Raw genomic sequence first — 12,094 nt, forward strand, 5'->3', positions numbered from 1 at the left:
TGCACCAACAGGAGGAATCGCATGATAGCAACTGCCGCCACCATCGAACGCATCGAGACGCTGCTCGTCGACGTGCCGACGATTCGGCCCCACAAACTGTCGGTCGCCACGATGAATTGCCAGACCCTCGTACTGGTCCGCGTTCGATGCACGGACGGTATCGAAGGCGTCGGCGAGGCGACCACGATCGGCGGGCTCGCGTATGGCGAGGAGAGCCCCGAGAGCATCAAGGTCAACATCGACACCTACTTCGCGCCGCTGCTGCAAGGCATGGACGCGACACGTCCGGGCGCTGCGATGGCGCGTGCGCGCAAGCTGTTCCAGGGCAACCGGTTCGCGAAGTGCGCGCTCGAAACCGCGCTGTTCGATGCGCAGGCGCGCCGCCTCGGCGTGCCGCTGTCCGAGTTGTTCGGCGGCCGCACGACCGACGCGGTCGACGTCGCGTGGACGCTCGCGAGCGGCGACACGCAGCGCGACATCGCGGAAGCCGAGGCGATGCTCGACGCACGCCGCCATCGCGCATTCAAGCTGAAGATCGGCTCGAACGCGGTCGACGACGACGTCGCGCACGTGATCGCGATCAAGCGCGCGCTCGGCGAGCGCGGCGACGTGCGTGTCGACGTGAACCAGGCCTGGACCGAAACCGACGCGATCCGCGCCGGCGCACGACTCGCGGACGCCGGCGTGAGCCTCGTCGAGCAGCCGATCGCCGCAACCAATCGCGCGGGGCTGAAACGCCTCACGCAGCTCGCGCACATTCCGATCATGGCCGACGAGGCGCTGCACGGCCCCGTCGATGCGTTCGCGCTCGCACAGGACCGCGCGGCCGACGTGTTCGCGGTGAAGATCGCGCAGTCGGGCGGCCTGCTCGGCGCGGCGAGCGTCGCATCGATCGCGTCGGCGGCCGGCATCGACCTGTACGGCGGCACGATGCTCGAAGGCGCGGCCGGCACGATGGCGTCCGCGCAACTGTTCAGCACGTTCGGCTCGCTGAAATGGGGCACCGAGCTGTTCGGCCCGCTGCTGCTCACCGAGGAAATCCTCGTCGAGCCGCTGCGCTACCAGGATTTCAAGCTGCACCTGCCGGCGACACCCGGCCTCGGCATCACCTTCGACTGGGCCCGCATCGAACGGATGCGACGCGACGCCCGCTGATCCCGCACGACACGACAACCGAAACCGGAGACACAGATGAACAAGCAAGCCATCGACGCCCTGCTGAAAACCTTCGACGACGCCGCGGAAAAGCCCGGCAATCCGCGCGTGCGCGCGATCGTCAACCGGATCGTGAAGGACCTCTGCTACACGATCGAGGATTTCGACGTGCAGCCGAGCGAGTTCTGGACCGCGCTCAACTACCTGAACGAAGCCGGCCGTGAATTCGGGCTGATCGCCGCGGGCCTCGGCCTCGAGCGCTTCCTCGACGTGCGGATGGACGAGGCCGAGGAGAAGGCCGGCTTCCACGGCGGCACGCCGCGTACGATCGAAGGGCCGCTGTATGTCGCGGGCGCACCGGAATCGGTCGGCCATGCGCGTCTCGACGACGGCACCGATCCGGGCCAGACGCTGATCATGCGCGGCCAGGTGCTCGGCCAGGACGGCACGCCGCTCGCGAATGCGCTCGTCGAGGTATGGCACGCGAACCATCTGGGCAACTACTCGTACTTCGATCAGTCGCAGCCGGCGTTCAACCTGCGCCGCTCGATCCGCACCGACGCCGAGGGCCGCTACAGCTTCCGCAGCGTGCTGCCGGTCGGCTACAGCGTGCCGCCGGGCAGCAAGACCGAGCAACTGCTCGACCAGCTCGGCCGCCACGGCCATCGTCCGGCGCACATCCACTTCTTCGTTTCCGCGGACGGATATCGTAAGCTGACGACGCAGATCAACATCGAAGGCGATCCGCATATCTGGGACGACTTCGCATTCGCGACCCGCGAAGGGCTGATCCCGAAGATCAGGCAGGCCGAGGGTGCGGAAGGCAAACCGTATGGCGTCGACGGGCAGTTCGCGCTGATTGACTTCGATTTCTCGCTGCTCAAGGACAAGCAGGACGTGCCGGCGAGCGAAGTCGAACGGGTGCGGGCGCAGGCCTGAGCGGCCGTCCCGTTCGCCGAATCGACAACAAGGAGCGCAGGATGCTGTTTCATGTGGAAATGACCGTCCGCCTGCCGGCGGACATGGATCCGGTCAAGGCGGCCACGCTGAAGGCCGAAGAGAAGGCGATGTGCCAGCGGCTGATGAACGAAGGCGTCTGGCGGCATCTGTGGCGGATCGCGGGGAAGTATGCGAACGTCAGTATTTTCGACGTCGAAAGCGTGCAGCAGCTGCACGACCTGTTGAGTCAGCTGCCGTTGTTTCCGTATATGGAGATGGAAGTGCGGGCGCTGTGCCGGCATCCTTCTTCGGTGCGGGAAGATGATCGGTAAGAAGTGAATGTGAAGCGCGGCGTTATCGAACGGCCGCGCGAAGCACGGCCCCGGGCGGCCGGCGATTTTCTCGCCGGTCGCCCGTGACGTTTTGCACAGCCGCCGGGTTCAGGTGGCGCCCCGCGTCACGACGATACAGTGACGATCACCGCTCGCTCGCCAGATGCGCCGCGAACCCGACCGTCCCCGGCGCGATTTCCGCCTTCAGCGTCAGCGCCGGAATGTCGTAGTCGCCCGCGTTCTGTCGCCGGAACGGAATCGGCTGCGCGGTCCACAGTTCGTCGAGACGCTTGCCGAGCGCCGCACGCGTTGCGTCGAAGCGCTCATCGTTCATCTTTCCCGTCCGGTAAATCACGAACGGCGGCAGCACGTCGAACCCCGGGTAGTACAGAATCCCGTGCTGGATCGGGAACAGCACGTCGTCGATCGGCCCGTTGATGCCGCGCGCGCTGTAATGCGACTCCCAGCCGCCCGTCGTGACGATCACCATCGCCCGTTTGCCCGCCAGCGAACCTTCGCCGTAACGGTCGCCCCAGTGCAGGTCGGAATGCTCGCCGACGCCGTATGCGAAACCATACGCATACACACGCTCGACCCAGCCCTTCATGATCGCCGGCATCGAGAACCACCACAGCGGGAACTGCAGGATCACCGCATCGGCCCACTTCAGCTTGTCCTGCTCGCGCGCGATGTCGTCGCGCTGCGTGCCCGTCTCGAACGCATGCTTCGAATCGAGCGCAGGATCGAAACGCGCGTCGGGTGCACGGACGGTCACGTCGTCCGCGTCGAACGCGGCCTTCCAGTTCATCGCATACAGGTCCGTCACCTGCACGCTATGACCCGCCGCTTCGAGATGCTCGACGGCAAAGTCGCGCAGCGCGCCGTTCAGCGAACGCGGCTCCGGATGGGCATAAACGATCAGCACATTCATGTTCGTCACTCCGTTGATTGAATGACTGCAGGATGACGTCGCCGAAGGTATATTGGAAATGAATTCCCGATATTCCAGGTATAGCCGTGAACAATCTCAGACGACTGGATCTGAACCTGCTGGTCACGCTCGACGTGCTGCTTGCCGAGCACAACGTCACGCGGGCGGCCGAGAAACTGAACATGTCGCAGCCGTCGGTCAGCGTGCAACTGCAGAAACTGCGCGACCTGTTCGGTGATCCGCTGTTGCTGCCGGGGCCGCGCGGAATGCGGCCGACCGCGCGGGCGGAAACGCTGCGCGAGCCGCTGCGAGATGCGCTCGAAGCAGTCGAACGCGCGGTGCTGACGGCCACGCCGTTCGATCCGGCAACCGCGACGAACACGTGGCGCGTGGCCGCAACCGACTATGGCGAATCGACGATCGTGCTGCCCGCGCTGAACAGGCTGCGCTCGGCCGCGCCCGCGACGCGCCTCGCCGTCGTCGAACTCGTGCCGCCGCGCATCGAGCAGGACGCCGAGCGAAACGGTATCGACCTGGCCTTCCACACGACAGACGGTTCGCCGGAAGGGATGCGGCGTCTGCCGCTGTTCGTCGAGCGTTACGTGCTGGTCGGCCGCGCCGGTCATCCGAAACTCAAGCGCCGCCCGACGCTCGCGCAGTTCGGCGCACTGGAACACGTGATCGTGTCGCCCGACGGCGGCGGCTTCTTCGGCGTGACGGACGAAGCGCTCGCCAAAGCCGGCGCCACGCGGCGCGTGGTGCTGTCGGTGCCGCATTTCCTGTTCGTGATGACGGCCGTCGCCGGCACGGACCTCGTCGCGATGCTGCCCGAGCGGCTGGTGCGCAATACGCCCGCATTGCGCGTCGTGGAGGCGCCGGTCGAGGTACCCGGCTACGAGATGTCGATGCTGTGGCACGAACGCGTGCATCGCGATCCGGCGCATCGATGGTTGCGGGAGACGATCGCCGCGTCGGTGTAGATCGCCAGACGAGCGGTCGGCACAGTGAGGCCATCGCGAGGTTCCGAGACATGACGTGCGCAGCGCGATGCAGCGAAGAGCACGGAGCAGAAACGCGCTTCTTGCCAATGCGGCTTCATGCGTCGGCCGCCCTTGCCGGTCGCCCTTGCCGGTCGCCCGAATCCGCTCACCCGAATCCCGGTCGCCGCACGAACACATTCATTCAGTACTTGAAACCGCCTCGAACACTGTATATATTTACAGTGCTTTTGTACCATTTGACCCGAATTCCGTCACCCATGACGGACGGACTTTTGTGAGGCGACCATGTTCCAGTCATCCGCATTCGATCCCGAGCAACCCGGCTTCAACCCCGTCCACTTCGAGCGTGCCGCGCGGCAAGCGGTCGTCGATCTCCAGCGTGTCGTCGGCGGCCCTGCGCAGCGGGCGCTCGGCTTGCGGCGCCGCAGCCATCCGGCCGCCGTCCGCACGATGAGCTGGCAGGCGCTGCTGAATGTCGAGGAGCTGGCGTTCTCGAACACCGGCTTCCTGAACCGCAACGATCCGATGGTCGTCGACGCCTTCATCCGGCTGCGCGACAGCCGGATGGTCGCCGCGGACGTCGAGGAAGCCGTCGACTGGAAGCGCGACGACGACGATCTGCCCGCCGTCTATCTGATCGTCAAGGCGATGCTGGAAGCGGAAGAGCGCGAGACACAACGCGTCGAGATGGAGTGACGGCGGCGCCTCGCGCGCCGTACCGTTACAGCCGCGCCGCGAGCCGCGCGCCCTGATCGATCGCACGCTTCGCATCGAGCTCGGCCGCCAGCTCCGCGCCGCCGATCAGATGCACGGAGCGTCCGGCCGCCTGCAGCGGCGCGAACAGCGCGCGCTGCGACTCCTGCCCCGTGCACAGCACGATCGTGTCGGCTTCGATCAGTTCGTGATCGGTGCGCTGCTCGCCGTACGACACGTGCAGCCCGCGCGCATCGATCAGTTCGTAGTTCACGCCGCCGATCATCTTCACCTGCTTCATCTTCAGCGTCGCGCGGTGAATCCAGCCGGTCGTCTTGCCGAGCCCCTTGCCGAGCGGCGCGGCCTTGCGCTGCAGCAGCGTCACTTCGCGAGCGGGCGCCGCGACCTGCGCGCGCGTCACGCCGCCGCGCGTCGCGGCCGGATCGGTCACGCCCCACTCCGCCTTCCACTCTTCCAGATCGAGCGTCGGCGACTCGCCGTCCTGCACCAGATACTCGGCGACATCGAAGCCGATGCCGCCCGCGCCGACCACGGCGACCCTCCGGCCGACCGGCTGCCTGCCGGCGAGCACGTCGATATAGCTGAGCACGTTCGGCCCGTCCTGGCCGGGAATCTTCGGGTCGCGCGGCGCCACGCCGGTCGCGAGCACGATCTCGTCGTAGCCGCCCGCGATCAGTTCGCTCGCGTCGACGCGGCGGTTCAGGTGCAGGTTCACGCCGGTCAGCTCGACCTGACGGCCGAAGTAACGCAACGCTTCGTCGAACTCCTCCTTGCCCGGAATCCGCTTCGCCATGTTGAACTGGCCGCCGATCTCCGGCGCCGCGTCGAACAGGTCGACGTGGTGGCCGCGCTGCGCGAGCACGGTCGAGCATGCAAGCCCGGCCGGCCCGGCGTCGACCACCGCAATGCGCTTCGGCTGCTGCACGCGCGTATAGATCAGCTCGGTCTCGTGGCAGGCGCGCGGGTTCAGCAGGCACGACGCGATCTTGTTCCTGAACGCGTGGTCGAGACACGCCTGGTTGCAGCCGATGCAGGTGTTGATCTCGTCGGCGCGGCCCTGCGCGGCCTTGACGACGAACTCGGCATCCGCGAGCAGCGGGCGCGCCATCGACACCATGTCCGCGCAGCCGTCCGCAAGGATCTGCTCGGCCACTTCCGGCCGGTTGATCCGGTTGGTCGTCACGAGCGGAATGCCGACCTCGCCCTTCATCTTCTTCGTCACCCACGCGAACGCGCCGCGCGGCACCGACGTCGCGATCGTCGGCACGCGTGCCTCGTGCCAGCCGATCCCGGTGTTGATGATGGTCGCGCCCGCGCGCTCGACGGCCTTCGCAAGCTGCACGGTCTCGCTCCAGTCGCTGCCGTCGGGAATCAGGTCGAGCATCGACAGCCGGTAGATCAGGATGAAGTCGCGCCCGACCGCTTCGCGCGTGCGCTCGATGATCTCGATCGGCAGGCGGATCCGGTTCTCGTACGAACCGCCCCACTGGTCGGTGCGCTTGTTCGTATGCATCGAGATGAACTGGTTGATCAGGTAGCCCTCGGAGCCCATGATCTCGACGCCGTCGTAACCGGCCTCGCGCGCGAGCTGCGCACATCGGACGAATGCACGAATCTGCCGCTCCACGCCGCTTGCGCTGAGTTCGCGCGGCGCGAACGGCGAAATCGGCGACTTGATCTTCGACGGCGCAACCGCGAACGGGTGGTAGCCGTAGCGGCCGGTATGCAGGATCTGCAGCGCGATCTTGCCGTCGTCCGCATGCACGGCGTCGGTGATCACGCGATGGCGCCGCGCGCCGGCCGACGTCATCAGCGTGCCGCCGAACGGCTTGGTCCAGCCGGCCACGTTCGGCGCGAAGCCGCCGGTCACGATCAGGCCGACGCCGCCGCGCGCGCGTTCGGCGAAATAGTCGGCGAGCCGCGGCAGCGTCTTGCGGCTGTCCTCGAGGCCCGTGTGCATCGACCCCATCAGCACGCGATTCTTCAGCGTGGTGAAGCCGAGGTCGAGCGGCGCGAGCAGATGGGGAAAGGAGGTCGTCATGATGATCCAGCCGGTAAGCGATGCGTGTCATCGTAGGCCGCGCGCCGCCTTGAACGTGAGGGGGCAAACAGCCATAATGCTTGTCATTTCCGGCCAAATCGACATGACCTCCCCGTCTCGCAAGGATCACCTCGGGCTACGCCGGCCGACGATTCCGGTCGCCTATACGCGCCTGCTGCTGCAGGCGCTGGCCGCACGCGGCGTCGACCTGGCCGCGGTGCGCGCGGGCACCGGGCTGCGCGATGCGGTGTTGGCCGAACCGGACGCGCGCGTCGCGCCGTCGCAATGGGGCCGGCTCGTGCTCAACGCGATCGAGATCGGCGGCGATCCGGGCATCGGGCTGGCGTTCGGGCTGCTGCTGAAGCCGACCGTGCACGGCTTCCTCGGCTATGCGACGCTGACCGCGCGGGACATCCGGGAAGCGCTGGTCGTCACGCAGCGCTACTTCCGGATGCGCAACCGCCAATATCGGCTGACCTACGCGGAGGACGCGCACGGCGCGACGCTCGAGCTGCACGGCGTGCAGGCGAGCCCCGTGCTGCAGCATCACGTGATGTTCGAGTTCGTGCTGACGGGGCTCGCGCAGAACATCTCGCAGTGGTCCGGACGCGCGTCGCCGCCGATCGTGCTGCGCTTCACGTGGCCCGAGCCCGGTTATTTCGCGCGTTATCGCGACCAGTTGCCGCCGGTCGAATTCGGCTGCGCGGCGAACGCGCTGTGGATCGCGCACGACGTGCTCGACTGGCCGCTGCCGCTCGCCGACGAAGTCGCGCACCGGCAGGCGCTGGTGCAGGTCGAGCGCGAGTATGCGCAGGTACGCCAGGAGGAAGGCGATCTCGTCGAGCGCGTGCGTGCGGAACTGGCGCGAACGGCCGGCGACTATTCGAGCCCGGAGGCGCTCGCCGACGCGCTGCTGGTATCGACGCGCACGTTGCGGCGCCGGCTCGAGGACGCCGGGTCGAGCTATCGGCAACTGCTCGACGAAGCGCGGTTTCGCGACGCGAAGCAATTGCTCTGCGCGTCGGACCTCGACCTGAAGACGATCGCCGAACGGCTGCAGTTCACCGACCCGGCGAATTTCACGCGCGCATTCCGGCGCTGGGCCGGGCAGACGCCGAGTGCGTATCGGGAAGCGGCCGGCGCCCCGGCGAGCGAGTGAGCCGGAAAGCGCTCGCGCTCCGTCGCCCGCATCGCCGACGTGAAACGGAACCAAGCGCTGCCCGTCAATCGCCGACGAAGATCCACGCGCCGCCGTCGCCCTCACCCGCCTCGATCCGCACCTCGCCCGTCGCGGCGACGATCGCGTCGTACACGTCGTCCGTCACGCACACCACCGGCACCGCGATCGCATACAGCTCGGCGGCGACGATCGCGCCGATCGAGATGATCAGGTCGCGCTCCTTCAGCACGATCCCGACCGGCCCCGTGCCGTTGCGCACCGCTTCCGCGAGCACGCTGCTGCTCGAACTCGAGCCCTTCGCGTGCGGCATCACCATGATCCGGCCGGCGAGGCTCGCGCCCGCCTGCGGATGCCCGCGATCGACGATCCGCCCCGCCCCCGAGTCGTAGCCGCCCCAGAAGCTGAGCGGCTTGTCGAGCACGATCGTCTTCGCGCATGCGCTGCCCGGCACGAGCGTGTCGCCCGTCAGTTTCCCGATCGTTGCATCAGTCATCGAATCGCACCTTTCCTTCCAACGCGGAACGCACGCATTCGCGCATGCTGCCGTACGCCACCGTGACGCCGATGTTCGCGGGCGCATACGACGCCCACTTCCCCGAGTTGGTCATCACCAGGCCCGACAGCTGTTTCATGACCGGCGTGATGTACGTGCAGGTATCGACGACGATCTGGATGCCGCGCGCGTCGAACTTGCCGGCGAGCCCGAGCTCGCCCAGCTCCCACAGGATGAAGCGGCTCGTGTTCACGTAGAAATCGCACTTCGGCCGGCCGTCGAACTGATCGAGCAGCGCGTCGAGCGTGCGGAACTCGGCCAGCGAGAAGTGCGGCGTGCCGAGCGCAACCGCGACGAGCGCATCGCCGGCCGCGCCGTGGTTCAGCGTGCGGCGGATCTCGTCGAGATCGGCCATCGCGACATCGACCGTGCGCTGCGCCGCCCGCCCGTGCAACGCGGCGTCGAGCGTCGGCGCCTCGGGCGTGACGCCCACCGCATGGAACAGCGCAACCGCGCCGCTCGATGCGGCAGCCGCGCCGAGCGCCTTGAGTTCGTCTTCGGTGGTGTCCGCGGGCAGCCCGACGATCGCCGGCACGGTCGCGCCGGCGATCCGGCCGATCAGAAGCCCAAGCGCCGCGAAATAGATGTCGCGCGAGGGCCGCTTGCCGAAGTCCGGCGCGTTGAACACGATCCGCGCCGCGCGATTCGCTTCGACGTGCAGCCCCGCATACGGCGCACGCCCGGTGATCGCGGCGGCCAGGTCGAGAAAGTCGCCGTAGCGGCTGGTACGCGCACCGAGCACCGAATTGGCGAACACGATCGCATTGGATTCCGCCCACGCGATCTGCTCGCCCAGGCGCGGACGATTCTTCAGCTGATACGGCGCGCACGTGAAGCTCGATTCGCAGCCGAGCTGCAGATGCGCATCCATCAGGCGCTGCGCGTCGCGCTGGATCGCGCGGTCGCCGTGATACAGCTCGGGATGGATCAGGTCGAGCGACCCGACGTTCAAAGTGGTCGGCACCGCGACCCGCGCGCCGGTGTCGACGAAATACTCGACGAAGTCGAGGCTGGTCCGGCCGTGGTAAAGACAGCCGTCGATATGCGCGGACGTAATGTCGATCAGGTGCGGCGCCGACATGACCTCGGCCGTGCGCGCGACGATCCGCATCGCGCGCGCGACGCCGTCGCCGAATGCGCCGCGCAACATCGCGTCGTCGCGTTCGCTCAACTGCAGCATGGGGGGCTCCTCGTGTCTCGTCCGGTGGATCCGGATCGCTTTTGTCATACTACCGCGCGTCGCGCCTAGCGCTGCGCCGTCAGGCTGAACAACTCGTCGCGCAACGCCTGGGCGCGGCCCTGGCCGAATTGCGTCTCGAACTCGTCCTGCGCGGCTTGCCACGCGACCTTCGCCTGCGCGTAGGTGCGCTCGCCGAGCTTCGTCAGGCTGAGCGCATGCGCGCGGGCGTCGTGCTCGGACGCGGCCGCGGCGACGAAGCCGTCGCGCTGCAGCGGCTTCAGCGCGCGCAACAGCGTCGTGCGGTCCATCACCAGCCGGTCGGCGAGTTCGCTCATCAACAGGCCGGGCCGGCGCGACAGGTTCGCCATGATCGAGAACTGCGCGGCCGTGACGCCGACGGGGGCCAGATGCCGCTCGTAGAGTTGCGTGACGAAGCGCGCCGCCTGACGCAGCGCGAGGCAATTGCAGGCCTGGGCCATCTGGATGTCGTTCATGACCGGCAATTTATATGTGCATATGCATAAAGTCAATGTACACTCGGCCGTAACAAGGGCCGGCGCCGGCCGCGCGCATCCGGCGCCGCGCCATCGCTTCGAGGAGACGGACATGGACTACATCGACAAGCTGCGGATCTTCCGGTCGGTGGTGGAAATGCGCAGCTTCACGCGCGCGGCCGACATGCACGGCCTCGCGCGGCCGGTCGTGTCGCGGGCGGTCGCGGATCTGGAAGCGCGCTTCGGCAGCCGCCTGCTGCACCGGACCACGCGCCAGGTCTCGCTGACCGAAACCGCCGAGCGCATCTACGAGCGATGCGCGGCGGTGCTCGACGAGCTCGACTCGCTGGAAGCGCAGGCGCAGTCGTACACGCGCGAGCCCGAGGGACTGCTGCGGCTCGTCGCGCACACGACGGCCGCGCTGAACCGGCTCGTGCCGCTGATCGCCGGTTTCAAGGCCGCGCATCCGAAGGTGCGGCTCGACGTCACGCTGACCGAGCGCCCGGTCGACCTCGTCGGCGAAGGCTATGACATCGGCATCGTCGTGCCGTACATGCTGACGAGCGAGACGACCGTCGTGCGGCTGATCGAACGCATTCCGGTGGTGATCGTCGCGACGCCCGCCTACCTGCGCGCGCATCCGCGTCCCGAAACGCCGGCCGAGCTCGCCGGCCACATGTTCGTGCCGATGTCGCCGTCGCTGCGCCGGCCCGCGCTGTCGTTCCGCGTCGACGGCGACACGCTGACCGTGCCGTTGAGCTTCGACGTCTCGTCGAACAGCCCCGTCTTCAACCGCGAAATGGTGATGCACGACTTCGGCATCGGCGTGGTGCCGAGAGCGCTCGTCGAAGCCGAACTCGCGTCGGGTGCGCTCGTGCAGTTGCTCGAAGGCGCCGATCTCGTCGACGCGTTCGTGGAAATCAAGCTCGCCTACGCGAACCGCGCGCTGCTGCCCGCGAAGGTCAAGGCGTTCATCGACTACACGGCCGCGTACTACGACCGCGAAGGCTCGATTGTTCCGGCCGCGGCCTGATCCGGCGCGCAAACGCACCTTTCCACCGCCGATTGGTACAGCCACGGCACCAATCTGATCCTGTCTCGCCGCTCGCTTCGCATCGCGTGGGCACCTAATATGTGCACATGCACAAGTCCACGCTTATCGATGACGATTGCTTCGCGGTCCGGCAAGCCGCCCGGCGAATCTCGCAGTTCTACGAGCGCTACCTGTCGCGGGCGGGCGTCACGCCGTCGCAGTACAGCATTCTCGCGCTGCTGCGGGAGCGTCCGGGCCTGACGATGGCGACGCTGTCGGCCGTGCTGGTGATCGAGCGCACCGCGCTGTTGCGCGCGCTGAAGCCGCTGGTCGGCGCGGCGCTGGTCACGGGCCGGCTCGAGCCGCGTTGCCGCCGCCAGACGTTCGCACTGACCGCGCACGGCGAAACGAAGATCGCCGACGCGCATGTGCACTGGCTCGCCGCGCAGGAAGCGTTCGAGCAGCGGTTCGGACCGGCGCAGGCGGCCCGCCTCAGAGACGAATTGTTCCGGATCACGCACAACCTGCCGGAACGCTAACT

General features: G+C 67.4%; 13 protein-coding genes. 8 read left to right on the plus strand and 5 right to left on the minus strand.

Features of this window, described 5'->3' with window-relative positions:
• The first annotated feature begins 21 nt into the window (after window positions 1-21).
• The 3 genes from DID98_RS24330 to catC are packed head-to-tail and all read left to right on the plus strand — an operon-like array spanning window position 22 to window position 2,426.
• The gene (locus DID98_RS24330) at window positions 22-1,155 is read left to right on the plus strand and encodes a muconate/chloromuconate family cycloisomerase (protein WP_124488773.1); all 1,134 of its coding nucleotides are present in this window, start codon (window positions 22-24) and stop codon (window positions 1,153-1,155) included.
• Window positions 1,156-1,191: 36 nt separating this feature from the next.
• Window positions 1,192-2,094, plus strand: coding sequence for a catechol 1,2-dioxygenase (catA, locus tag DID98_RS24335; RefSeq protein ID WP_044847556.1), 903 nt, complete (start codon window positions 1,192-1,194; stop codon window positions 2,092-2,094).
• Window positions 2,095-2,135: 41 nt separating this feature from the next.
• Window positions 2,136-2,426, plus strand: coding sequence for a muconolactone Delta-isomerase (gene catC, locus DID98_RS24340; protein WP_044847557.1), 291 nt, complete (start codon window positions 2,136-2,138; stop codon window positions 2,424-2,426).
• Between the two features lie 145 nt (window positions 2,427-2,571).
• Here the strand turns inward: catC and DID98_RS24345 are convergent, their stop codons facing one another.
• Window positions 2,572-3,357: an NAD(P)H-dependent oxidoreductase gene (locus tag DID98_RS24345; protein WP_124520322.1), complete on the minus strand. Its 786-nt coding sequence runs from the start codon at window positions 3,355-3,357 to the stop codon at window positions 2,572-2,574.
• 86 nt (window positions 3,358-3,443) lie between these two features.
• Here DID98_RS24345 and DID98_RS24350 point away from each other — a divergent pair, with 86 nt between their 5' ends.
• Window positions 3,444-4,337, plus strand: coding sequence for a LysR family transcriptional regulator (locus DID98_RS24350; RefSeq protein ID WP_124523769.1), 894 nt, complete (start codon window positions 3,444-3,446; stop codon window positions 4,335-4,337).
• A 306-nt stretch (window positions 4,338-4,643) separates the two neighbouring features.
• A complete protein-coding gene (locus tag DID98_RS24355; protein ID WP_044847560.1) occupies window positions 4,644-5,054 on the plus strand; it encodes a DUF2471 family protein in 411 nt (136 codons plus the stop codon).
• A gap of 25 nt (window positions 5,055-5,079) precedes the next feature.
• Here DID98_RS24355 and DID98_RS24360 read toward each other — a convergent pair whose 3' ends face one another.
• Window positions 5,080-7,113, minus strand: a complete 2,034-nt coding sequence (locus tag DID98_RS24360; RefSeq protein ID WP_124571601.1) for an NADPH-dependent 2,4-dienoyl-CoA reductase — start codon at window positions 7,111-7,113, stop codon at window positions 5,080-5,082.
• 76 nt (window positions 7,114-7,189) lie between these two features.
• On the opposite strand from DID98_RS24360, the gene DID98_RS24365 reads away from it, so the two are divergent.
• Window positions 7,190-8,272, plus strand: coding sequence for an AraC family transcriptional regulator (locus DID98_RS24365; protein ID WP_124523771.1), 1,083 nt, complete (start codon window positions 7,190-7,192; stop codon window positions 8,270-8,272).
• 64 nt (window positions 8,273-8,336) lie between these two features.
• On the opposite strand, the gene DID98_RS24370 is transcribed toward DID98_RS24365, so the two are convergent.
• The 3 genes from DID98_RS24370 to DID98_RS24380 form a co-directional block, all read right to left on the minus strand.
• Window positions 8,337-8,786: an aconitase X swivel domain-containing protein gene (locus DID98_RS24370; RefSeq protein WP_124523773.1), complete on the minus strand. Its 450-nt coding sequence runs from the start codon at window positions 8,784-8,786 to the stop codon at window positions 8,337-8,339.
• The gene (locus DID98_RS24375; RefSeq protein WP_124523775.1) at window positions 8,779-10,026 is read right to left on the minus strand and encodes an aconitase X; all 1,248 of its coding nucleotides are present in this window, start codon (window positions 10,024-10,026) and stop codon (window positions 8,779-8,781) included. The genes DID98_RS24370 and DID98_RS24375 overlap by 8 nt, the downstream gene beginning before the upstream one ends.
• Before the next feature lie 65 nt (window positions 10,027-10,091).
• A complete protein-coding gene (locus DID98_RS24380) occupies window positions 10,092-10,520 on the minus strand; it encodes a MarR family winged helix-turn-helix transcriptional regulator (RefSeq protein WP_044847566.1) in 429 nt (142 codons plus the stop codon).
• A 112-nt stretch (window positions 10,521-10,632) separates the two neighbouring features.
• On the opposite strand from DID98_RS24380, the gene DID98_RS24385 reads away from it, so the two are divergent.
• Together DID98_RS24385 and DID98_RS24390 are read left to right on the plus strand one after the other, a co-directional pair.
• Window positions 10,633-11,553 (plus strand): LysR family transcriptional regulator, encoded by a 921-nt coding sequence (locus tag DID98_RS24385; protein WP_044847567.1) that lies wholly within the window; start codon window positions 10,633-10,635, stop codon window positions 11,551-11,553.
• A gap of 107 nt (window positions 11,554-11,660) precedes the next feature.
• On the plus strand, window positions 11,661-12,092 hold the full coding sequence (locus tag DID98_RS24390) for a MarR family winged helix-turn-helix transcriptional regulator (protein ID WP_044847568.1): 432 nt from the start codon (window positions 11,661-11,663) through the stop codon (window positions 12,090-12,092).
• Window positions 12,093-12,094: the final 2 nt, after the last annotated feature.

Source organism: Burkholderia sp. Bp8984 (genome assembly GCF_003853755.1).
Lineage (GTDB): Bacteria > Pseudomonadota > Gammaproteobacteria > Burkholderiales > Burkholderiaceae > Burkholderia.